20 protein-coding genes and 1 tRNA gene are annotated in these 22829 nt (G+C 72.3%); 15 read left to right on the top strand and 6 right to left on the bottom strand.

Annotated elements, in window-relative coordinates; translation table 11 throughout:
• Positions 1-373: 373 nt before the first annotated feature.
• The 3 genes from ACFWTE_RS01025 to ACFWTE_RS01015 all read right to left on the bottom strand — a co-directional run bounded on the left by ACFWTE_RS01025 (position 374) and on the right by ACFWTE_RS01015 (position 3220).
• Positions 374-838 carry a MarR family winged helix-turn-helix transcriptional regulator gene (locus ACFWTE_RS01025; RefSeq protein WP_378776610.1) on the bottom strand — a complete coding sequence of 155 codons (465 nt, stop codon included), beginning with the start codon at positions 836-838 and terminating at the stop codon, positions 374-376.
• Between the two features lie 101 nt (positions 839-939).
• The gene (locus ACFWTE_RS01020; protein WP_378776608.1) at positions 940-1902 is read right to left on the bottom strand and encodes an aldo/keto reductase; all 963 of its coding nucleotides are present in this window, start codon (positions 1900-1902) and stop codon (positions 940-942) included.
• Between the two features lie 109 nt (positions 1903-2011).
• Positions 2012-3220, bottom strand: a complete 1209-nt coding sequence (locus ACFWTE_RS01015; protein WP_378776606.1) for an AMP-dependent synthetase — start codon at positions 3218-3220, stop codon at positions 2012-2014.
• Between the two features lie 612 nt (positions 3221-3832).
• Here ACFWTE_RS01015 and ACFWTE_RS01010 point away from each other — a divergent pair.
• The 5 genes from ACFWTE_RS01010 to ACFWTE_RS00990 all read left to right on the top strand — a co-directional run bounded on the left by ACFWTE_RS01010 (position 3833) and on the right by ACFWTE_RS00990 (position 8730).
• Complete coding sequence (locus ACFWTE_RS01010; RefSeq protein ID WP_378776604.1) at positions 3833-5107, top strand: glutamate-5-semialdehyde dehydrogenase; 1275 nt, start codon at positions 3833-3835, stop codon at positions 5105-5107.
• A gap of 266 nt (positions 5108-5373) precedes the next feature.
• The gene (locus ACFWTE_RS01005) at positions 5374-6345 is read left to right on the top strand and encodes a hypothetical protein (protein WP_378776602.1); all 972 of its coding nucleotides are present in this window, start codon (positions 5374-5376) and stop codon (positions 6343-6345) included.
• 377 nt (positions 6346-6722) lie between these two features.
• On the top strand, positions 6723-7484 hold the full coding sequence (locus tag ACFWTE_RS01000; protein WP_378776600.1) for an SDR family NAD(P)-dependent oxidoreductase: 762 nt from the start codon (positions 6723-6725) through the stop codon (positions 7482-7484).
• Complete coding sequence (locus tag ACFWTE_RS00995) at positions 7481-8308, top strand: enoyl-CoA hydratase family protein (protein WP_378776598.1); 828 nt, start codon at positions 7481-7483, stop codon at positions 8306-8308. Before ACFWTE_RS01000 ends, ACFWTE_RS00995 begins: the two co-directional genes overlap by 4 nt.
• Entirely contained in the window at positions 8308-8730 is a 423-nt protein-coding gene (locus tag ACFWTE_RS00990; RefSeq protein ID WP_378776596.1) for a RidA family protein, read from the top strand. The genes ACFWTE_RS00995 and ACFWTE_RS00990 overlap by 1 nt, the downstream gene beginning before the upstream one ends.
• Before the next feature lie 202 nt (positions 8731-8932).
• Here ACFWTE_RS00990 and ACFWTE_RS00985 read toward each other — a convergent pair whose 3' ends face one another.
• On the bottom strand, positions 8933-9805 hold the full coding sequence (locus ACFWTE_RS00985) for a PaaX family transcriptional regulator C-terminal domain-containing protein (RefSeq protein WP_378776695.1): 873 nt from the start codon (positions 9803-9805) through the stop codon (positions 8933-8935).
• A 171-nt stretch (positions 9806-9976) separates the two neighbouring features.
• Here ACFWTE_RS00985 and ACFWTE_RS00980 point away from each other — a divergent pair, with 171 nt between their 5' ends.
• The 4 genes from ACFWTE_RS00980 (at position 9977) to ACFWTE_RS00965 (ending at position 16167) form a co-directional block, all read left to right on the top strand.
• Complete coding sequence (locus ACFWTE_RS00980; protein WP_378776594.1) at positions 9977-11122, top strand: acyl-CoA dehydrogenase family protein; 1146 nt, start codon at positions 9977-9979, stop codon at positions 11120-11122.
• Between the two features lie 88 nt (positions 11123-11210).
• Positions 11211-12836 (top strand): AMP-binding protein, encoded by a 1626-nt coding sequence (locus ACFWTE_RS00975; RefSeq protein ID WP_378776592.1) that lies wholly within the window; start codon positions 11211-11213, stop codon positions 12834-12836.
• Between the two features lie 112 nt (positions 12837-12948).
• Positions 12949-15321, top strand: coding sequence for a bifunctional salicylyl-CoA 5-hydroxylase/oxidoreductase (locus ACFWTE_RS00970; protein WP_378776590.1), 2373 nt, complete (start codon positions 12949-12951; stop codon positions 15319-15321).
• Positions 15322-15429: 108 nt separating this feature from the next.
• Positions 15430-16167, top strand: coding sequence for an alpha/beta hydrolase (locus ACFWTE_RS00965; protein ID WP_378776588.1), 738 nt, complete (start codon positions 15430-15432; stop codon positions 16165-16167).
• Positions 16168-16279: 112 nt separating this feature from the next.
• On the opposite strand, the gene ACFWTE_RS00960 is transcribed toward ACFWTE_RS00965, so the two are convergent.
• A complete protein-coding gene (locus tag ACFWTE_RS00960) occupies positions 16280-17344 on the bottom strand; it encodes a M48 family metallopeptidase (RefSeq protein ID WP_378776586.1) in 1065 nt (354 codons plus the stop codon).
• A 233-nt stretch (positions 17345-17577) separates the two neighbouring features.
• On the opposite strand from ACFWTE_RS00960, the gene nadD reads away from it, so the two are divergent.
• The 4 genes from nadD (at position 17578) to ACFWTE_RS00940 (ending at position 19457) form a co-directional block, all read left to right on the top strand.
• Positions 17578-18231 (top strand): nicotinate-nucleotide adenylyltransferase, encoded by a 654-nt coding sequence (gene nadD, locus ACFWTE_RS00955; RefSeq protein ID WP_378776584.1) that lies wholly within the window; start codon positions 17578-17580, stop codon positions 18229-18231.
• 17 nt (positions 18232-18248) lie between these two features.
• Positions 18249-18647, top strand: coding sequence for a ribosome silencing factor (rsfS, locus tag ACFWTE_RS00950; RefSeq protein ID WP_378776582.1), 399 nt, complete (start codon positions 18249-18251; stop codon positions 18645-18647).
• A 37-nt stretch (positions 18648-18684) separates the two neighbouring features.
• The gene (locus ACFWTE_RS00945) at positions 18685-19308 is read left to right on the top strand and encodes a histidine phosphatase family protein (protein ID WP_378776580.1); all 624 of its coding nucleotides are present in this window, start codon (positions 18685-18687) and stop codon (positions 19306-19308) included.
• Between the two features lie 76 nt (positions 19309-19384).
• Positions 19385-19457 (top strand) — tRNA-Ala (locus tag ACFWTE_RS00940).
• Positions 19458-19800: 343 nt separating this feature from the next.
• Here the strand turns inward: ACFWTE_RS00940 and ACFWTE_RS00935 are convergent.
• Positions 19801-21012, bottom strand: a complete 1212-nt coding sequence (locus ACFWTE_RS00935; RefSeq protein ID WP_378776578.1) for an epoxide hydrolase family protein — start codon at positions 21010-21012, stop codon at positions 19801-19803.
• A 62-nt stretch (positions 21013-21074) separates the two neighbouring features.
• On the opposite strand from ACFWTE_RS00935, the gene ACFWTE_RS00930 reads away from it, so the two are divergent.
• Both ACFWTE_RS00930 and ACFWTE_RS00925 read left to right on the top strand, forming a co-directional pair.
• Entirely contained in the window at positions 21075-22034 is a 960-nt protein-coding gene (locus ACFWTE_RS00930; RefSeq protein WP_378776576.1) for a helix-turn-helix transcriptional regulator, read from the top strand.
• Between the two features lie 153 nt (positions 22035-22187).
• On the top strand, positions 22188-22826 hold the full coding sequence (locus ACFWTE_RS00925) for a dihydrofolate reductase family protein (protein WP_378776574.1): 639 nt from the start codon (positions 22188-22190) through the stop codon (positions 22824-22826).
• The last annotated feature ends 3 nt before the right edge of the window (positions 22827-22829 follow it).

Genomic DNA, 22829 nt, shown 5'->3' with positions numbered 1-22829 from the left:
GGCGTGTGCCGCACCCGGGCACGCCCGGTGCCCCGTGTCAGGGCGGTGGGAGACCGGTGCCGGCAGCCTTCCGCCGGACACCGCGCGTTGTTTCTCCGGCACCGTACCGGTGGAATTCACCGGTGTTTGTGGATTTCCCACGGGAAAAGGCCGGGAGGCGACGACGGCAACCGGGGCGGGGAGAAACTCCTGTTCTCCTCCCGGTGCGCTGGGGCGCCGTCCCGGTAGCGGTCCGATCCATTGTCGGTGAGCTCCCGTGGAGACACCCGGCGTGCGTCGCGGATTCTCACCGGGCGGAAACCGGCCCCTCCGGGACCGCTGCGGCCACGGAGGGGCCCGGTCTCACCGGTTCGAACGCCGACCCGGACCGGTGTCACTCCTCGCCCAGGTCGGCGAGCTCGGTGCGGGACACCGCGGAGACCTCCGCGCACCGGCCGAGCAAGCGTACGAACTCGCTCTCCTCCTCGCTGGTGAAGGCCTCGCTCAGCCGTGTCTCCACCCGGATCGCCACCTCGTCCGCTCTGGCGAGCAGGTCCCGCCCGCTGGGCGAGAGCCGCGTCTCCAGGATGTGGGAGTGCAGCGGATGGGGCTTGCGCTCGATGAGTTCGCGCCTGCTCAGGGTCGCGAGTACGGACGACATCGTCTGGGGCGTCACCAGGCACCGGCGGGCCAGGATCGCGCCTGAGGCCCCGGGCTCCTCCGAGAGGACGAGAAGCACCGTGTACTGGGGGACCGAGAGGTTGAACTGCCGCAGAACGGCGTGTTTCGCAGAGATCAGCTCCTGCTCGGCACGCTTCAGGTGATGACCGATCCGCTGGTCCATGGGAAGCTGGGTCATCTGGGAATCGTATCTCAGGGCGCTTGTCCCTCCGTGCTCGTCGGCCGTTGCCAGGGCGGCCTCGGGGCGGCGCCGGGGGCGGCCCCCGGCTCGGGGGAGGATCAGTACCGCGCACCCGCGGTGGCGTCGGCGATGGTGTCGAGTGCGGTGACGTCCTCGGGGGAGAGCACCAGGTCCGCGCCGCCGGTGTTCTCGTCCAGGCGCTCGCGCCGCTTGGTCCCCGGGATGGGGACGACCGGCAGGCCCCACCGCTCGGACTGGGCGTGGACCCAGGCCAGCGCCACCTGCGCCGGAGTCGCGCCGTGGGCGTCCGCGACCCGCCGCACGATGGCGAGCAGGTCCTGGTTGCGCACGGCGTTCTCGCCCGAGAAGCGCGGCTTGCCGCGGCGGAAGTCGTCGGCGGGGAGCTCGTCCGCCGGGGGGAGCGCTCCGGTGAGGAAGCCCCGGCCCAGCGGGGAGTAGGGGACGAAGCCCACACCGAGCCGTGCGCACTCGCCCACCACGGACTCCTCCACGTCGCGGCTCCACAGGGACCACTCGGTCTGCACCGCGGTGATGGGGTGCACGGCGTGGGCGGCACGCAGCTCGTCGGCGCTCACCTCGGAGAGCCCGAGGTGGCGCACCTTGCCCTGGGCGACCAGCTCGGCCATGGCCCCGACGGTCTCCTCGACGGGCACCGAGGCGTCGCGCCGGTGCATGTAGTAGAGGTCGATCGTCTCGACGCCGAGGCGGGAGAGGCTGGCGTCGCACGCCGCGCGGACGTACCCGGGGTCCCCGCGGTGGCTGCGGGCGCCGGTGTCCCGGTCGCGGACGATCCCGAACTTGGTGGCGAGGACGACCTCGTCCCGCCGTTCCCGGACGACCTTGCCCACCAGTTCCTCGTTGGCCCCGTGCCCGTACATGTCCGCGGTGTCGAGGAAGTCGATGCCCAGGTCCAGGGCGTGGTGCAGGGTCGCGAGGGAGTCGGCCTCGTCGCCGGGGCCGTAGAACTCGCTCATCCCCATGCAGCCCAGTCCCTGGGCGGAGACGGTGGGGCCGTCGGTGGTCAGCGGAACAGTCCGCATGCGCACTCCTGTGGTCGGTGGTCGTGCTCGACGCGACTCAGGGACGGCGCGCCCCCTCGGGGTGCGGCCGGGGTGCCGCGGACGGCGCGTGCGACCGGTCCTCCTGAATCTATGCCGAGAACGTATCATAAGAACCCTGATTAGGAGTCGATATCGATTGGATTTGGAGGCGGCCCCCCTCGCGCACCAGGAACTCGGGGGCCGTCCCGTCCGGGAGTTCGCGCAGCATGTGCCGGGAGACGATGACCTCGAAGGACTCGGGTGCGTCCTCCGTCGCCTCGGAGAGGCCCAGGGACTCGGACAGGACGTGTTGCCGGATCCACTCCCCCGTGTAGAGGTCGGGCTGGGTCTCCGGGCGCAACCGGACCCGCAGGTGGAGCCGTTCGTCCTCGGTGTGGGGGTCGACCAGGACGACCTGGGCCGCCTCCACCGAGTCGAGCCGCAGGGCCAGGGGCACGAGGTCGCGGGGGGAGACCACGCGGCTGAGCGGCCCCATCGGGGCGTCGATGCGGTCGTGGGTGCGCACCGCGGGGCCCGGTAGCCCGCACGGGCACGAGGCCCATTCGGCCTCGACGCCGGTCTCGTAGCGCAGCAGCGGGACGACCGCCTTCTCGTGCGTGACGGTCACCAGCATGCGCCCGTCGACGATCTCCGTGTACTGGTGGGGGAGCGGGTGGAGGGTGTCGTTGGCGCAGTCCGGGCCGCTGTGCCCGATGATCCAGGTCTCCGCCGATCCGAACAGCGCCCACGTGCGCAGGTGCGGGAAGTGCGTCCGGATCAGCGAGCGGGTCGCGGAGTCCATGGCCGGGCCGCTCCACAGCACCTTGCGCAGGAAGCCCAGGCTCCGCCCGGAGGCGGCGCAGTAGCGCAGCAGGCTTCGGAAGGTGTCGAGGGTGGTGCCCAGCGCGTTGACCCCGTGGCGCTCGAACAGGTCGAGGTAGGAGTCGATCATCTGGTCGGTCGGCGCGTCCATGGAGAGAGTCGGCACCCCGGCCCTGGAGGCCAGCCCGTTGTGCAGGTCCTGGCAGGCCCGCATGTGGAAGGGGGTGCCGAGGGTGGTGAACAGGTCGCCCGGTTCGAACGGGCGCACGTGCGGTGCGATCTCGTCCAGGTACAGGTCCGCCGGTACCGCCCCCATGCGCATGGTCGACCGCGTGCCGCCCATGACGTGCAGGGAGGCGCGGGTCAGGGCGGAGGGGTCGTTGCGCACCAGGGTGTCGATGGCCCGGCCCAGCTCGTCCCTGCCGAGCGTGGGCAGGTCGGACAGCTCCGGCGCGGCCCCTTCCGAGGTGTGGTGGAGGTACTTCTCCCGCAGCACGGGAATCCTGGACAGCCTGTCCAGTGCACGCGCCGGGGACGGTGCTCCGCCGTGGGGCGCCCGGGAACCGAATATCGTTGTCATTCTCGCACTCGCGTTCTTGGTGTATTCAGGTGCGGCCGATCAAGGGCACACCTATGACCGCGGTTCTGTTCATGAACCCGAAGTGAGGAGAAGTGCCCTGCATTTGTTGTCCGGTCGCCGGCGGTGCAGGGTCGCGACTGCCTTTGCAGAGCATCCGATCAGGAGAATGCGACGATATCCCGGGGTGGACTCCCGTTTCCTGTGACCGGGCGGGCACCTTTCGTTATCGTCCGTCGTCGGGGCCGTTTCCGGAGTCGGGCGATTACTCTCCCATGCAATATGACCTTCGTCACTCGCGAACCAGGGGTTCTCGCCCTCGGTGAGGGGCGGGCGCAGCGCCCGTCCGGAACGCGGACGAAGGGCCGGACGACCCGTCGGCGGGCCCCCGACCCGGGCCTGTGGACGACCCCTCGCCCGTCGAGGCAGCGCTATACGCTGGAGGGGTTCACCCCGGACGGTGTCCCACACTCCCCTCCACACGGCAGGGCGGGATGCGACGGGCTGGTCTCCCAACCAAGAGAGAGCACCATGAGTGACATCGAGCGCGAGGTCCACGCGGTAGCCGAGCGCGCCGGAGACGCGGCGGCCGACCTCGCCCCGCTCAGCCGCGCGGTCAAGGACGCCGCCCTGGTGGCCATCGCCGACGCCCTGGTCAAGCGTGCCGACGAGATCACGGCGGCCAACGCGGAGGACGTCGAGCGGGCGCGGCAGGAGGGCACCTCCCCGGCCATGGTCGACCGGCTCACCCTCGACCCGCAGCGGATCGGGGCGATCGCCGACGCCGTCCGCGAGATCGTCGAACTCCCCGACCCGGTGGGGGAGTCCGTCCGCGGAGGCGTGCTGCCCAACGGCCTCGACCTGCGCCAGATCCGGGTGCCGCTCGGCGTCATCGGCATCATCTACGAGGGCCGTCCCAACGTCACCGTCGACGCCGCCGCCCTGTGCCTCAAGAGCGGCAACGCCGCGCTCCTGCGCGGCTCCTCGTCCGCCTACGCCTCCAACACCGCCATCGTCGGCGTCCTGAGGGACGCCCTGGCGGGTACGGGGGTCCCGCAGGACGCCGTCCAGATGGTGCCCGGCCGCACCCGGGAGTCCTCGACCGCGCTCATGCGGGCGCGCGGTCTGGTGGACGTGCTCATCCCGCGAGGCGGCGGCTCCCTCATCCAGGCCGTGGTCCGCGACTCCACCGTTCCCGTGATCGAGACCGGCGAGGGCCTGTGCCACGTCTACGTGGACGCCGACGCGGACCTCGACAAGGCTGTGGCCATCGCCACCAACGCCAAGGCGCAGCGCTGCTCGGTGTGCAACTCCGCCGAGACCCTGCTGGTGCACGAGGCCGTGGCCGACGCCTTCCTGCCGCGGGTGTTGGAGTCCCTGGCCGAGGCCGGGGTGACCGTGCACGGCGACCCGGGGGTGATGGCGGCGGCGAAGGCGCACGGATCCCCGGCGACCGTGGTCGGGGCCACGGAGGAGGACTGGGCCACCGAGTACCTGTCCATGGACCTGGCCGTCCGCGTCGTCCCCACCATCGACGAGGCGATCGCGCACATCCGCAGGTATTCCACCCGGCACACCGAGGCGATCGTCACCGATTCGCTGAAGGCCTCCCGGTACTTCGTGTCCAGGGTCGACTCCGCCGCGGTCATGGTCAACGCCTCCACCCGGTTCACGGACGGAGGCGAATTCGGCTTCGGCGCCGAGATCGGTATCTCCACGCAGAAGCTCCACGCCAGAGGCCCGATGGGCCTCACCGAGATGACCTCCACCAAGTACGTCGTCACCGGTGACGGCCATCTGAAGTAGCCGGAACACCCCGCAGGGGCCGTCCGGTTCCCACCGGGCGGCCCCTGCGTGTTCACCCGAAAACCTTGCGTAACGACAGCTGGTCGGCGCCCTATTGCCATATGGAATGTTTTCCCGCCGGAAACCTGGACAGAAGCGAATCTTCTCGTAGGAAGTATTCCCAAAGCGACGATAGGTCGGTAATTTCACTGTGGTGTCTCACGGCGCTCTCCCCGCTCTCCTCACGGAGCGCCGCCCCCACGGTCACGACGAAAGGAATCCCCCGCATGAAGCTCCGGAGCAAGGTCGCGGCCCTCGCCACGACTGCCCTGGCCGTCGGCGGTGTCACCCTGATGGCCTCCCCGGCCCAGGCTGACCTGGTCACCCTCTGCTCGGGTCACGGCGGTGCGATCACCCTGCCCACGGACCTCGCGGTTCCCGCGGGTAAGAGCTGCTTCCTGGACGGCACCGTCATCCAGGGTGACATCACCGTCCGACAGGGTGCCAACCTCCACATCATCGGCGGCGAGGTCGAGGGAGAGGTGATCGTCCAGAAGAACGCCTACTTCGACGCCTCCGACACCACCGTCGGGGACCGTGTGGTCAACCGCGGCTCCTTCGGCACCTACCTCGAGGAGAGCTCCACCGGTGCCGCCCTGCGCACCGTCCCGGTCGAGGGCGGCAACACCGACGGCTTCGCCTTCGTCGTCGACTCCTCCGTGAAGAGCGTCAACGCCGAGATCGGCGCCGTCTACGTCTCCGGCTCCCGGATCGGCGGCGCGGTCAAGGCCGACGGCGTCGAGTACGCCGACATCTACGACTCCGTGGTGCGCGGGGCGCTGACCGTCACCGACCCGACCGCCGGCGGCATCCTCTGCGACAGCGAGGTCATCGGTGCGGCCACCTACACCGGCGGGACCGGCCCCGTCGCGGTCGGCGCCGGTGAGATCGGCGGCTTCTGCTCCTCGGTCAACTACGTCGACGGCGACCTGAGCGTCTCCGGCGTGGGCGGCGGCGTCTACGTCGACAACAACATCGTCGGCGGCGACCTGGTCACCTCCGACAACTCCCCGACCGCGCAGGTCGGTGACAACAACCGCGTCCGCGGCGGCATCATCACCGAGGAGGTCGCCCTGCGCAGCCTCGCCGCCGCCGTGGCCGAGGAGTTCGAGGCCCACGAGGAGGACCTGGTCGAGGAGGTCGAGACGGCCCGCACCGACACGATCGACGAGGCCATGGCCGCGGGTCCCGCCTTCTAGGGCGTGTCCTTCGGGGCCCGCGTCCGCCAGGCCGCCCCGCACCGCGTCTTCGCGCCCGGGAAGCACCACCAGGGCCGAACGTCGTGCGAGAGACGGCCCGGACGGCCGCTCCCCGCCCCGGGGAGCCTTCCCGAGAAGGCTTTCCGGTACCACCACCTCGGTACCCACACAGCGCCGACGGCTCCGTGCCGCCGGCGCTGTCGTGCGTCCCGGCGCCGTCCATGCGGCACTCCCGCCGCGCCGCGACCCGACATACCCCGGTCCGGGCCGATCTGCGGAACGGGGAACCGCGGCACCACGCGTCCCTGCAGCCAAGGGAGAAACAGGCATATATCGTCCTTCTGACGGTGGTCAAACCTCGGTGATACAGTCCACGCATGGCTGACTCCGTGCGGCGTGTCGTGGTCTCCGGTGGGTCCGGCGGCATCGGAAGGGCCCTGGTGTGCGCCTTCGCCGCGGGCGGTGCGAGCGTGGTCGCCCTGGGCCGCGACTCCGGCAGGCTCGCCGCACTTGAACGCGAGACCAGGGCCCACGGCCTCGACGTCACCGCGCTCGTGTGCGACCTGACCGACGAGCACGCCGTGGCCGCCACGTCCCGCACCGTCGGCCCCGCCTCGGTCCTGGTCAACAACGCGGGGGAAGCGCTGACCGCACCCCTGCGCGACACCGGGCTGGACCTGTGGGAGCGCCAGATCCGCTCCAACGCCACCTCGGCGTTCCTGCTCACCCGCGCCCTGCTCCCCGACATGCTCGAACGCGACCACGGCCGCGTCGTGTTCGTGGCCTCCACGGCAGCCCTGGTCGGAACCCGCTACACGGCCGCCTACACCGCCGCAAAACACGCCATGCTCGGACTGTGCCGCTCCGTCGCGGCCGAGGTCGCGGGCACGGGTGTCACCAGCAACGCCGTCTGCCCCACGTTCGTCCGCGGCCCCATGGCCGAGCGCTCCGTGGCCCGCATCGTCGAACGCACCGGACGCGACCCGGCCCAGGCCGAGGCCGCACTGGCCGCCGCCACCCCCCTCGGACGCCTGCTCGAACCGGAGGAGGTGGCCGCGGCCGTGGCCTACTTCGCGGGCCACGCCGCACGTGCCGTCAACGGCCAGACCCTCACCCTCGACGGAGGAGGAACCCTGTGAGTCCGTTCCGGGCGTCCGCGCCCCTGACCGAGAAGTGGGACCACTTCGACCTGCACCGCGCCGACGGGGTCGCCACCGTGACCCTCGACCGGCCGGACCGGCTCAACGCCCTCACCTTCGAGGCCTACGCCGACCTGCGCGACCTGCTCCTCGAACTCCCTCAGCGGGGCGACACCCGGGTCCTGGTGCTGCGCGGTCGGGGGCGCGGGTTCTGCTCCGGTGGCGACGTCGACGCGATCATCGGCCGCACCCTGGAGATGGCCCCCGACGAACTCCTCGCCTTCACCCGGATGACCGGCGAGGTCGTCCGGGCGATGCGCGAGTGCCCCGTCCCCGTCATCGCCGGGATCCAGGGGATCGCCGCCGGGGCCGGATCCGTCCTCGCCCTGGCCTCGGACTTTCGGGTGGTGGCCCGCTCCGCCCGGTTCGCGTTCCTGTTCACGCGGGTCGGCCTGTCCGGCGCCGACATGGGAGCGGCCTACCTGCTGCCGCGCGTGGTCGGACTGGGGCACGCCACCAGACTCCTCATGCTCGGCGACACGATCGGGGCGCAGGAGGCGGACCGCTACGGTCTGGTCAGCGAACTCGTCCCCGACGACGGCCTGGACACGGCGGTGGCCGCACTGGCCGCCCGGCTGTCGGAGGGGCCCGCGTTCGGCTACGCGCAGACCAAGGCCCTGCTCACCAGGGAACTGGACATGGGGCTCTCCGGGGCCCTGGAACTGGAGGCGATGACCCAGGCGCTGCTCATGAAGAGCGCCGACTACGCTGAGTTCCACGCCGCGTTCACCGGAAAACGACCTCCCGACTGGAAGGGCCGCTGATGGCCTCCGAACCCGCGTACACACCGCACACCCTCGTCAACCCCGCCGACCTGGCACCGGCGAAGGGCTTCTCGCACGCCGTGGTCTCCGGGCCCGGCCGTACCGTCCACCTGGCCGGGCAGATCGCCTCCGGCCCGGACGGCGAGCTCGCGGCCGAGGGGCTGGTCGACCAGTTCGAACTGGCCCTGGCCAACTCCCTCACCGTCCTGCGGGCAGCGGGCGGCGGACCGGGGCACCTGGTCAGCCTCACCGTGTACACGACGGACGTCCCCGGCTACCGGTCCGCCAAGGAGGAGATCGGCCGCGCCTACCGCAGACGGATGGGCCGCCACTACCCGGCGATGGCGCTGTTCGGGGTGACGGAGCTGTTCGACCCGGGGGCCCTGGTCGAACTCGTGGGCCTCGCCGTGGTCCCGGACTGAGCGCGGCGCGACGGGGTCCGCGCGCAGTACGCGGACCCCCGGACGCGTTCGGGGGTCAGCCCCGGTCCGTCCTCCGGGCCAGCCGGCTCTGGACGAGCACCACGCCGACCAGGAACAGCCCGCTGACCACCTCCTGGAACGCGGGGGACAGAGCCCCCACGGCACCCCGCGTCCGGGCCGATCGCGCCGGTGGGCCGCCCGGTCAGTGGGGTCCGGCCGCGCCGGTGGCCCCGCGCACGTGCTCCAGCCCCGGGCCGCGGAGCAGGGCGTGCAGGTCGAAGAACACCCGCGCGGCCCTGCTCCCCGCCCACTGCCGCGGCAGGAGTTCGGGCGGGAGGCCCGGGTCCAGGTAGGGCATACGGCGCCAGGCGTCCACGGCGCGCAGGTGGTCGGCGAAGGCCGCAGCCCCGCGCTCGGGGCCGTCCGGCCCCCGGCCGCGCCGCCACGCGCCCAACACGGGCTCGTGCTCGTCGAGGAACTCCTGGTACATGGACTGGAGGGCGGGCAGGTCCCACCAGCTCGCGACCGCCTCGGTGAGGTCGCTGAAGTCCAGGTGCGTGGCGTGGAACAGCTCCACGTAGCCGTCCATGCCCAGGTCGCGGAGGGTGCTGCGGGCCTGGTCCGTCATGTGTGCCGGGGCGATCCACACGCCCGCGGTGGTGGTGCCGAAGCCGAGGCGGGTGAGCTGTGCGCGCAGCGCGTGGCGCCGCCTGCGCTCGGACTCGGGAACGGAGAACACGACGAGCACCCAGCCGTCGCGGATCTCGGCGACCCTGTGCCCGAAGATCCGGCTGTCGCCCTGGGCGAGGATGCGGCGCCCCTCCTCGGAGAGCCGGTACCCGGCCGCACCGCCGATGCGCTCGGAGGCGAGCAGGCCGCGCAGCTTGAGACGGGAGACGGACGAGCGCACGGAGGGGGCGTCCACGTCGAGCCCGCCCATGAGGGCGATGAGGTCGGCGACGCCGATCCACCCTCCGACGTCCCGGGCGTAGGTGCCGAAGAACGACACGATGAGCGAGCGGGGGCGCCGGTTGACGCGCTCGCCGTCCGCGGAGTTCTCGGCCTGGTCGTCGATGGGCGTCACGCGGACACGATAGCGCCCCCGACCCCCGCCCTGTGACGGCGTTCTGTACCAGGACCCCCAGCGACCCCGCCCCACGATTGCCCATAAAGCTCTCTTGACGGTCGTCACGCTTCCTGTACATTGACGATGTGGGGTGGGTCACTACGAGAGTCGAGGTCGCCCATGGGCTTCTCCCTCAACGACGACGACCGGGAGTTCGCGCGCTGGGTCGACGAGCGCGCGGCCGCGATCGGCACCCCGCACCCGGAGACGGCCGGCCGGGTCGACCGGCCCCTCCTCCTCCGCCTGGCCGACCTCGGCCTCCTCCCGGCGCTCCTCCCCGGCACCGGCGGCACCGGCGGCACCGCCCACGGCGGAGGGCCCCCGCGCGAGGCCAGCGCCACCCGCCTCTGCCTCCTCCGCGAACGCCTCGCCCGCGTCGACACCCACGCGGAGACCGCCCTCGCCCTCCAGGGCCTGGGCACCTATCCCGTCCTCCAGTCCGGCACCGAGCGCCAGCGCCGGCGCTGGATCCCCCTCGCGGCCTCCGGGGAGGCCGTCGCCGCCTTCGCCCTCTCCGAACCCGACGCGGGGTCGGACGCCGCCGCCCTCGCCCTGCGAGCCGACCCCGTCGGCGACGGCTGGCGGCTGCGCGGCGAGAAGACCTGGATCTCCAACGCCCCCGACGCCGACTTCTACACCGTGTTCGCCCGTACCACCCCCGGCACGCGCTCCCGGGGCGTCACCGCCTTCCTCCTCCCCGCCGACCGGCCCGGCCTGGACGGCACCCCGCTGGACATGCTCTCCCCGCACGCCCTCGGCCACCTGGTCTTCGACGGGGTGCCCGTCGGCCCCGAGGACGTCATCGGACGGCCCGACCACGGCTTCTCCGTGGCCATGCGCACCCTCGACCTGTTCCGGCCCAGCGTCGGCGCGTTCGCCGTCGGCATGGCCGGCGCCGCCCTCGCCGCGGCCAGGGAGCACACCGGGAGGCGGCGCGCCTTCGGCGGACCGCTCGACGGACTCCAGACCGTCGCCCACACCCTGGCCGAGATGGCCACACGCACCGAGGCCGCGCGCCTGCTCGTCTACTCGGCGGCAGAGGAGTACGACACCGGGGGCGGGGACGTCACCGTCCGCTCCGCCATGGCCAAACTCCTGGCCACCGAGACCGCCCAGTACGTCGTGGACGCCGCCGTCCAGCTCCACGGCGCCCGCGCCCTGCGCCGGGGCCACCTCCTCGAACACCTCTACCGGGAGGTCCGCGCGCCCCGCATCTACGAGGGGGCCTCGGAGGTGCAGCGCCAGATCATCGCCCGGCACATGTGACCCGGAGCGGGCACGCCGCGGGCCCGCACGCGGACGAACCCCGTGCGGGCCCCTCCCGCAGCGTCCTCACCACCCGAGGAGGTCCACCATGACACCACCGCTGTCACCCACCGGACACGCCGACACCTTCGTCCGGGACCATCTGCCGCCCGCCGACCAGTGGCCCGTGCTCACCTTCGACCCGCCCGTTCCGCGCTACCCGGACCGGCTCAACTGCGCGGAGGAACTCCTCGACGGGAGCATCGCCGCCCACGGAGCCGACCGCCCCTGCCTGATCGGCGACGACGAGGCGTGGACCTACGGGGAACTCAGCGACCGGGTCGGCCGGATCGCCAACGTGCTGGTCGGCGACAGGGGGCTCCGCCCCGGGCAGAGGGTCCTGCTGCGCGGGCCCAACTCGCCCTGGCTCGCCGCCTGCTGGCTCGCCGTCATCAGGGCCGGGGGAGTGGCGGTCACCGTCCTGCCGGTCCTGCGCGCCGGGGAGCTCTCCACCGTCATCGCCGCCGCCCGCGTCACCCACGCCCTCTGCGACGCCCGGTTCCTGGACGACCTGACCGCCGCCGGAGCCGGCCTCCCCTCGGCACCCGACGTCCTCGCCTACGGCGGGGACGGCCCCGACGACCTCACCTCCCTCGCCGCCGACCGCCCCGCCGCGTTCGCGGCGGTCCGGGTCGCCGCCGACGACGCCTGCATGATCGCCTACACCTCCGGCACCACGGGGCGGCCCAAGGGCTGTGTGCACTTCCACCGCGACGTGCTCACCGTCGCGGACACCTACTCCGCGCAGGTCCTGGAGCCCCTCCCCGACGACGTGTTCACGGGCAGCCCGCCGTTCGCCTTCACGTTCGGGCTCGGCGGCCTGCTCGTCTTCCCGCTACGCGCCGGGTCCGCCTCGATCCTGCTGGAGCGACCGCGCCCCGACGCGATCCTCGACGCGGTCTCGCGCCGGGGCGCCACGATCGTGTTCACCGCGCCGACCGCGTACAGGGCCATGCTCGCCCGGGCCGGCGAGTACGACCTGTCCGGCCTGCGCCGCTGCGTCTCGGCCGGAGAGCACCTCCCGGCCGCCACGTGGCAGGCCTGGCACGACGCCACCGGGGTGCGCATGCTCGACGGCATCGGCGCGACCGAGATGCTGCACATCTTCGTCTCCGCCTCCGACACCCACATGCGCCCCGGCTCCACCGGCCTGCCCGTCCCCGGGTTCACCGCGGCCGTCCTGGACGACGACGGAAACCCCGTCCCCGACGGCGAGCCCGGACACCTGGCCGTACGCGGCCCCGTCGGCTGCCGCTACCTCGACGACGACCGCCAGCGCGAGTACGTCAGGCACGGCTGGAACTACACGGGCGACACCTACGTCCGCGACGAGGAGGGCCACCTCTGGTACCGGGCACGCAGTGACGACATGATCATCTCCGCCGGGTACAACATCTCCCCCTCCGAGGTCGAGGAGGCGCTGCTCTCCGCGCCCGAGGTCGAGGAGACCGCCGTCGTCGGCGCGGACGACCCCGAACGCGGCCGGATCGTGCGCGCCTACGTCGTGCTGCGCGACGGGGCCGCCCCGGGGGACGATCGCGCCGAGCGGCTCAAGGACCACGTCCGCGCGCGGATCAGCCCGTACAAGACCCCGCGCTCGGTGGTGTTCCTCGCCGCGCTGCCGCGCACCGCCACCGGCAAGCTCCAGAGGTTCAAGCTGCGGGAGGCCCCCTGACCGGGACGGGACACCACCGGCCAAACCCGTGGCATCGGCGGTACCCACCGCTCCAGTGACACCGGCGGAGCCGACCGCCCCGCCAGGGGCGGCGGACAGGAAGGCGGACCGCATGCGCATCGCATGCGTCGGGGGAGGCCCCGGCGGACTCTACCTCGCGGCGCTCGTGCGCCACCTCGACCCGGGACACCAGGTCACCGTGTACGAGCGCGACGCCCCCGACGACACCTTCGGGTTCGGCGTCGTCCTGTCCGACGAGACCCTCGGCGGGATCGAGCACGCCGACCCCGACGTGTACGCGGCGCTCGCCGCCGAGTTCGCCAGGTGGGACGACATCGACGTCCACTACAGGGGCACCGTCGTCACCTCCGGGGGCCACGGGTTCGCCGCCATCGGACGGCGCCGCCTCCTCCAGATCCTCCGCGACCGCTGCACCGCGCTCGGCGTGGACGTGCGCGTGCGCACCCCGGCGCCGCCCGTGGAGGAGCTGGCGGCCGCGCACGACCTGGTGGTGGCCGCCGACGGAGCCCGCAGCCCCGTCCGCGCCGCCTACGCCGAGGACTTCGGCACCACCCTGGACGAGCGCGGCAACCGGTTCATGTGGCTGGGCACCGACCTCGTCCTCGACGCCTTCACCTTCCAGGTCCTGGAGACCCCGCACGGCCCCGTGCAGCTGCACGGCTACCCCTACTCCGACAGTGCCAGCACCTTCCTGGTGGAGATGGGCGAGGACGTGTGGCGGGCGGCCGGCTTCGCGGCCTCCGCGGAGGGCCGCGAGTGGCAGCCGGGGGAGAGCGACACCGAGGGCATCGACCGCTGCGCGCAGCTGTTCGCGGAGCTCCTCGACGGCCACCGCCTGCTGCCCAACAACTCCCGGTGGCAGCGGTTCACCACCGTGCGCAACCGCACCTGGCGCCGCGGCAACGTGGTCCTGCTCGGGGACGCCGCGCACACCGCCCACTTCTCCATCGGCTCCGGGACCAAGCTCGCCATGGAGGACGCCCTCGCGCTCGCCGCCGGACTGCACGAGCACCCCACCCTCGACGAGGCGCTGGAGGCCTACGAGGCCGAGCGCCGCCCCGTCGTCACCAGCACCCAGCGGGCCGCCCAGGCTAGCCTGGAGTGGTTCGAGGAGGTCGGCCGCCACGTCGGCCAGGAACCCGTCCAGTTCGCGTTCGACCTCCTCACCCGCAGCCGCCGCGTCACCTACGACAACCTGCGCCTGCGGGACCCCGAGTTCGTGGCCCGTGTGGACGGGTGGTTCTCCACCCGGACCGGGACCGACCCCGCCGAGCGCCGCCCGCCCATGTTCCACCCGTTCCGCATCGGCGGGATGGAACTCGCCAACCGGGTCGTGGTCTCCGCCATGGACATGTACTCGGCCGTGGACGGCACACCGCGGGACTTCCACCTGGTGCACCTGGGGAGCAGGGCGCTGGGCGGCGCCGGGCTGGTCATGACCGAGATGGTGTGCGTGTCGCCCGAGGGCCGCATCACCCCCGGCTGCACGGGCCTGTACCGGCCCGAGCACGAGACGGCCTGGCGCCGTGTCACCGACTTCGTGCACGAGCACACCGGGGCCCGGATCGGCGTCCAGCTGGGGCACTCCGGACGCAAGGGCTCGACCCGCCTGATGTGGGAGGGTATCGACCAGCCCCTGCCGGACGGGAACTGGCCGGTGGTCGGTCCCTCGCCGCTCCCCTACCGCGAGGGCGTCAACCAGGTGCCCCGCGCGCTCGACCACGAGGCGATGGCGGCGGTCCGGGAGGAGTTCGCCGCCGCCGCGCGCGCCGCCGACCGCGCGGGGTTCGACCTGCTCGAACTGCACTGCGCGCACGGCTACCTGCTGTCGAGCTTCCTGTCCCCCGTGAGCAACCGCCGCACCGACCGCTACGGCGGCACCCTCGCCGGCCGCCTGCGCTACCCGCTGGAGGTACTGGAGGCCGTCCGCGCCGCCTGGCCCGCCCGCAAACCCCTGAGCGTGCGGATCTCCGCCACCGACTGGGTCGAGGGCGGCACGACCGCGGACGACGCCGTGGCGGTCGCCCGCGCCCTCGCCGACGCGGGGGCGGACGCGGTCGACGTGTCCACCGGCCAGGTCACGCCGGACGAGCGGCCCGCCTACGGGCGCAGCTACCAGGTGCCCTTCGCCGAACGGATCCGGCGCGAGGTCGGCGTCCCCGTCATCGCGGTCGGCGCCATCTCCTCCTACGACGACGTCAACTCCACGGTGCTCGCGGGCCGCGCCGACCTGTGCGCGCTGGCCCGCCCGCACCTGTACGACCCCCACTGGACCCTGCACGCCGCCGCGGAGCAGGGGTACGACGGGCCGGGCGCGGTCTGGCCCGAGCCCTACCGGGCGGGCAGCCGCAGGCCGCCGACCGGGCGGGCGGACGGACCCCGGCCGAGGCTCGAACTGCTGCGCTCACCGGACGCGGGCGCCACCCGGCACCGCCGCTGGCGTCCCGGGACCGACGGGCGGTGAACCCGGGCCGGTCGCGGCGGGAGGCTCCCCGCCCCGGCGGGGCGGACCCGGCCGGGCACCCGCCTGCTAGCGTCCGGAAGCAACCGCCCCGACGAGGAGGAGCAGCGCGTGCCTACCACCGTGGCCTACGGCGACCACCCCAGCCAGATCGTCCACAGCTGGGAGCCCGGGAGGGCGGACGGGCCCGCGCCCGTCGCCGTCCTGCTGCACGGAGGCTGGTGGCGCGACCGGCACGACGCCACCCTGATGGACCCGCTGGCCCGCGACCTCGCCGCCTCCGGATGGGCGGTGTGGAACGTCGAGTACCGCCGCACCGGTGACGACGGGGGTGGCTGGCCGCAGACGCTCGACGACGTCGGTGACGCCCTGGGGTTCCTCGCCGACGGGGCCGCCCGGCGGCCCGACCGGTACGACCTCGGCCGCGTGGTGTCCGTCGGACACTCCGCGGGAGCCCACCTGGCCCTGCTCAACGCCCTCTCGGCGGGGGAGACCCCGGTGTCCTCGGTGGTGGCACTCGCCCCCGTCACCGACCTTGAGCGGTGCGCGCAGGCGGGGCTCGGCGAGGGCGCCGTCATTCCGTTCCTCGGACCGGATCCCGTGGCGGAGCTGTACAGGGTCAGCTCGCCGGTACGGCGTCCGCTGACCGGCGTGCCGCACCTGGTGGTGCACGGGGACGCCGACCAGCGGGTCCCCGTCGAACACAGCCGCGACTACGCGGAGGCGGTGCGCGAGGCGGGCGGAACCGTGGAGTACCACGAGGTCGCGGGGGCCGACCACTTCGCCGTCGTCGACCCGGAGCACCCCGCCTGGGCGGGAGCCCGCGCGTACATGGCACGCCGGTGCTGATCCGGGCCGGAGAGGGGCTCCGCGGACACGGAAGGGGGCGGCCCGTCGTGGGCCGCCCCCCGGTGTCGGTCGTCCCGCAGCCCCGCGCGGGTCCCGGGCGCGGGGTCCCGGGTCAGGAGGACGTGCTCGACCCGCCCGTGCCCTGGTCGGACCGGGCGGAGCCGTTGCGCCACCGGTCGGCGACGTTGTCGAAGATCTTGCCGCCGGCGCTGGCTGCGCTTCCGGCGACGTCGCGCAGGGTGCCCAGCAGCGGGTCGCCCGAGCGCTCCCACGACTCCTTGTAGGACTGGGCGGCACTGCGCGCCTCCGCGCCGACCCTCGCGTCGCGGTCGGAGGAGCGGCGCGGGTAGTCGCCGTCGATGATGCGCTGGTAGGAGCCCTCCTCGATCCACCGGTGCAGCTCGGCCAGGCGCACCACCGCGAACGGGTGGGTCTGCCCCATCAGGCTGATCAGCTTGAGGAAGCTGTCGCGGGCGTCGCCGCCGGACTCGTACTCGCGCGCCTGCTCCAGGAACGCGTCGGGGTTCATCTCGACCAGGGCGGAGCCGCCGGCGAGCTTCATCAGTGCGCGCTTGGCCGCCTCCGGGTTCTGCGCGGCCAGGATCCCCGCGCGGTCGCAGGACAGCTCGGACTTGCGGTACCACTCCTCCAGCGCGGCGACGATGGCCTGGAGGCCGATGTAGCCCAGCGGCACCCACGCCACGCGCGTCGCCAGCCGGATCAGGGCCAGCAGCATGGTGCGGTACACGGCGTGGCCGCTGAGGATGTGCCCGACCTCGTGGCCGACGACGAAACGCTGCTCCTCGGCGTCCAGCAGGTCGAACAGGCCCGTGGTCATCACGATGAAGGGGCGCTGGCTGCCGATCGCCATGGCGTTCGGCCTGGGGTTCATCTGGATGTAGAGCTCGGGGACCTCGTCCATGTCCAGGACGTAGGCGGCGTCGCGCACGTAGTCGTGGACGTGGGGGAACTGTGTGGGACCGACGCGAACGGCGCTGGACAGGAACATCAGTCGCAGGGCGCGCTCGTTGAACAGCCCGGACATGCGTTTGAACACCTCGTCGAACCCGCGCAGCGAGCGCAGCGCCACCAGGGCACCACGGTCTGCGGGGTGCTCGTAGGCGCGGGGAGAGATCTCGGAGAGCCGGACGCGGACGCGGTCTGGTGTGTTGGCCATATCGGCATGCTATGCGGCCCGATGACGCTTGGCCACGATTTCGACCTTCGAGATATGACGCGATTGCCGGGACGCCCGGAACCGGTCGGGGAAGGAAGCGGACGGGGTCGCCGTTGTTCCAGTGTCAGGAACAAAACGGGAGGAAGGGGACGCCCGCAGCATCGGTCGTCGGCTACTCTCGTCTGGCCGATCCAGGCAACACGACCTACGCCCACGGCGAAACGGAGCGCACAGTGGCGCACGAGGCTCCAGACGTCCCCCACGACGACGGCTTCCCACCTCGGCGGAGCGGCACCGGCCCGTCCAAGGTCGGCATCATGGGCGGTACCTTCGACCCCATCCACCACGGGCACCTCGTGGCCGCCAGTGAGGTCGCCCACCTCTTCGGGCTCGACGAGGTGGTGTTCGTCCCCACCGGGCAACCCTGGCAGAAGGACCCCGCCAAGGTGACCCCCTCCGAGGACCGCTACCTGATGACGGTCATCGCGACCGCCGAGAACCCCCAGTTCCGGGTGGACCGTGTCGAGATCGACCGCTCCGGTCCCACCTACACCCTCGACACCCTCCGTGAGATGCGCTTCAAGTACGGCCCCGACGTGGAGCTGTACTTCATCACCGGAGCCGACGCGCTGGGCGCCATTCTCAGCTGGCACAACGTCGACGAACTTTTCGATCTCGCGCATTTCGTAGGCTGTAACCGTCCCGGTCACCATCTCAGTGACTCAGGACTGCCCGAGGGCAAGGTCTCCCTGGTGGAGGTCCCCGCGCTGGCGATCTCCTCGACCGAGTGCCGGGAGCGGGTCCGCAAGGGCGAACCCATCTGGTATCTGGTCCCCGACGGCATCGTTCGCTACATCCACAAGACCGGGCTCTACCGGGACAGCTGAAAGGCAACAAGGACAACGTGACAGTAACCGACAGGGCTCTCGAGCTCGTCAAGGTGGCGGCAGAGGCCGCCTCCGACAAGCTCGCCCAGGAGATCATCGCCTACGACGTCAGCGAACAGCTGGTCATCACCGAGGCGTTCGTGCTCTGCTCGGCCCCCAACGACCGCCAGGTGCGCTCGATCGTCGACGAGATCGAGGACCAGCTCCGCCTGAAGGGCGGCGCCAAGCCGCTCCGCCGCGAGGGCGAGCGCGACGGCCGCTGGGTGCTCCTGGACTACGCCGACATCGTCGTGCACGTCCAGCACGAGGAGGAGCGCGGCTACTACGGCCTCGAACGGCTGTGGAAGGACTGCCCCGAGATCGAGCTCCCCGAGGGATCGCGCGGAACCGAGCGCACCGCCCTCGACGAGCAGTAACCCTTCCCGACACACTCCGAGCGGAGAGACACCCCACGTGAGCGACACCCCCCGCGTGCTGTTCTGGCGGCACGGACGAACGGCCTGGAACGTGGAGAACCGCTTCCAGGGGCAGACCGACATCGAACTCGATCAGGTCGGCCACGCCCAGGCACGGCGTGGGGGGGACATGCTCGCCTCACTCTCCCCCGACGTCATCGTCGCCTCCGACCTGAAGAGGGCCGCCGACACCGCCGGGTACCTCAGCCGCGCCTGCGGGGTGGGGGTGGAGTTCGACAAGGGGTTGCGCGAACGCTTCGGAGGGTCCTGGGAAGGGCGGACCGGGGTGGAGCTCGCCGCGCGCTGGCCGTCCGAGCACGCTCGGATGGCCATCCCCGACGGCGAGCCCATCTCCGAGGTCGGCGACCGGATGCGGGCCGCCATCGACAGGGGACTGGCCAAAACCCCGGCCGGAGGGCTGCTCGCGGTGGTCAGCCACGGTGCGGCCCTGCGGGTCGGGATCTCCCGCATGCTCGGCGTCCCCGACGAGCAGCGCGAGATCCTGGGCCCGCTCGGCAACTGCTGCTGGTCGGTGCTCCAGGAGAGACGGGGGCAGTGGCGGCTCATGGAGCACAACGCGGCGAGCCTGCCCGAACCCGTGGTCCTCAGCGACGACGCCTGAAACCGTTTCGACGTTCTCGCCGGATTCCGCTATGGTTCTGGGAGTCGGCAGGGCGCAAGCCCCTCGACTCCCACACGGGGCTATGGCGCAGTTGGTAGCGCGCCTCCATGGCATGGAGGAGGTCTGGGGTTCGAATCCCCATAGCTCCACGAGACTCTGGGCGACCCTGCTCGGCGGACTTCGTCCGCCTCGCCGGGTCGCCTTCGTCATTCCTTCTGGGGGACGACCCCCAGACCCCCGAGGCAACCCCCTGTGGTCTGGGTCGTGCTGGTCGGTGGGGCGGGTGGAGCGCTTCCTCGCAACGTGAGGCCGCGTCTTGCGGGTTGTGGTCACGTCCCCCGAGGTTCACGCGGCTCCGAGCGACCCTGCTCGCGCGTGACCGCGCTCGCCGGGTCGTCCTTCGTGTTTACCGGGGGGAGACCCCCCGAACCCCCCGAGGCAACCCCCTGTGGCTTGGGTCGTGCTGGTCGGTGGGGTGGGTGGGGCCCGGTGTCAGACCAGCTCCCGGAAGAACGCGCGGACGTCCCCGACCAGGAGTTCCGGCTCCTCCATCGACAGGAAGTGGCCGCCCCGGCCGGGTTCGGTCCACCGCACGACGTTGTGGTCCCGCTCCGCCCAACGGCGCACGGTCACGTCCCGCGCGGCGACCAGCACACCCGTCGGCACCGTCCCCCGCTCAGGGGCCCAGCCCTGCCCCTCCCCCTCCCCACCGGAACCGCCCCGGTCACCGGCCGAGTCGTCCGCCCAGGTGTTCGCGGAGATCTCCTCGTAGTAGATCTGCGCCGCCGAGCCCGCGGTGCCGGTCAACCAGTACAGCGACACGCACGTGAGCATCCGGTCGCGGTCCAGGGCGGCCTCGGGCAGGGCCTCCTCCGGTTCGCTGAGCTCCTTGAACTTCTCGACCATCCAGGCCAACTGCCCCACCGGTGAGTCGTTGAGCCCGTAGGCCACCGTCTGCGGACGCTTCGCGTTGCACTGGAGGTACCCGTCGTTGTAGTCCTGCATCGACTGCCAGCGCTCCTCCTCCACAGCGGTCAGACCCTCCGTGTCGCCCTCCGCGACGGGGAACGTGACCATGGCGTTGAGGTGCACCCCGACGACCCTGTCCGGCGCCTGCTTCCCCACCTCGGGAGCGACCCACGAACCGGTGTCGTACCCCTGGACGCCGTAGCGCCCGTAGCCGAGCCGCGACATCAGTTCGACGAGGACCCCGGCCATCCTGGCCACGCCCATGCCGGGACCGGCCAGCGGCGTCGAGAAGCCGAACCCCGGAAGGGACGGGACCACCAGGTGGAACGCCTCCGCGGGGTCGCCGCCGTGGGCACGGGGGTCGGTGAGCGGGCCGACGACGTCCAGGAAGTCCGTGACCGCCCCAGGCCACCCGTGCAGCAACAGCAGCGGCGTGGCGTCCGCCTCCGGTGAGCGCACGTGCAGGAAGTGGAGGTTCTGCCCGTCGACGACGGTGGTGAACTGGGGGTGCCCGTTGAGCTCCGCCTCGTGGGACCGCCAGTCGTAGGCGGTACGCCAGTACTCGGCCAGCTCCCTCAGGTACCCCACCGGGACGCCGCGGCTCCAGCCCACCCCCGGCACCTCGTCCGGCCACCGGGTGTCGGCCAGTCGTTGCGCCAGATCGGACAGCTGCGCCTGCGGAACCTCGACGCGGAAGGGGCGGATCTCCTGCTGGTACTGCTCGGTGTCGGTCATGGGTGAACCCTAGGAACCGGTTAGGTCAGGTTCCTTCCTAAGGGAACGGCAGAATCGGACGTATGGCAGAAACCTCGGCGCGGCTTCTCGCGTTGCTCTCGCTCCTGCAGACCCCGCGCGACTGGTCCGGCACCGACCTGGCCGAGCGGCTCGGCGTCACGACGCGCACGATCCGCCGCGACATGGACCGCCTGCGCGCCCTCGGCTACCCGGTGCACGCCACCCGGGGCACCGCCGGGTACCGGCTGGCGTCGGGCGCCGCGATGCCGCCGCTGCTGCTCGACGACGAGGAGGCCGTCGCCGTGGTGGTGGGGCTGCGCACCGCCGCCGACGGTTCGGTCAGGGGCAGCGAGGAGGCGTCGCTGCGCGCGCTCGCCAAGCTCGAACAGGTGCTGCCCTCACGGCTGCGGCAGCGGGTCAACACCCTCCACGGCGCCACCGTCCGGGCCGGTGCCCAACCCGGGCCGACGGTGTCCTCCGAGACGCTCGTGGCGGTCGCCGAGGCCTGCCGGCGCAGGGAGCGCCTGCGCTTCGACTACACGAGTCCGCGGGGAGGGGCCACGGTCCGGACGGTCGAACCGCACAGCCTGGTCAGTTTCGGCCGGCGCTGGTACCTGGTCGCCTTCGACACCGACCGCGACGACTGGCGCAGTTTCCGCGTGGACCGGCTCACCCCGAGAGCCCTCACCGGACCCCGCTTCGCCCCCCGTGAGCCTCCCCGCGGCGACGCGGCCGCCTACCTCACCCACCAGCTGTCCTCGGGAACCTGGCCCTACCGCGCCATTGTCAGGCTGCACGCCTCCTCCGAGGCCGTCGCCGGGAACGTGTGGCCGGGCATGGGGGTCCTGGAGGCCGTCGACGAGCACAGCTGCCTGTTCCACGTGGGGGCGGAGACGCCCTCCGACCTGGTCTGGATGATCACGTCGGTACAAACCGACTTCACCCTGGTCAGCGGGCCGCCCGAACTCGCCGACGCCTTCCGCGCCCAGGCCGCCCGCTGCGCGGCCGCGGTGGACGGCTGACCCCGGGCGGGGCCCCGGGTTCGGGGCCGACGGCCCCGCAGCCGCCTCCACAGGCCTTCGGGCCACCCTCCCCGGCATGTCGAGGCCCCGGCCGGCCGTACGACGTCATGATGGAGACGGCCACACGGGCCGACCGGCGCGACAGGAGACACCATGGAGCTCAGCGTGAACACCCTGCTCAGCCTCGACGGCGTGATGCAGGGGCCCGGGGCACCGGAGGAGGACACCAGCGGCGGCTTCACCCGGGGAGGGTGGCTGGTCCCCCACGCGGACGAGGACATGGGCGCGATCGTGGAAGGGTGGTTCACCGCGGGGGAGTCCCTGCTGTTCGGCCGCACGACCTACGCCATGATGCGCGACTACTGGCGGCAGGTCACCGATCCCGGCGACACGGTGGCAGCGGCACTCAACAACCGGCCCAAGTACCTGGTCTCGACCACCGCGGGCCGGTCCGGAGCGGACTGGGGCGACACCACGCTCATCGCCGACGACGTCCTCGGACGCGTCCGGGCGCTCAAGGACGGCCCCGGTGGTGAGATCCAGGTCCACGGCAGCTGGCGGCTCGCCCGGACCCTCCACGCGGCCGGGCTGGTCGACGTGTTCCGCCTGCTCGTCTTCCCGACGGTGGTCGGGGACGGGAAGCGGCTGTTCGACGGGGCGACCGCCCCCGCCGACTTCACGGTCGAGGAGAGCGCCACCACCGGTGCCGGGCTCGTCTCGCTCACCCTGCGGCCCCGCCCCTTCACCACCGGCAGCATCGGGGTCGAGGACGGGCAGGAGACGATCCACTGACCG

Origin of the sequence: Nocardiopsis sp. NPDC058631, from assembly GCF_042716955.1 — a bacterium.
In the GTDB taxonomy this organism is placed as follows: Bacteria; Actinomycetota; Actinomycetes; order Streptosporangiales; family Streptosporangiaceae; genus Nocardiopsis.
The sequence above is the reverse complement of the archived record's forward strand: the minus strand, read 5'-3'. Positions and strand labels throughout refer to the sequence as shown.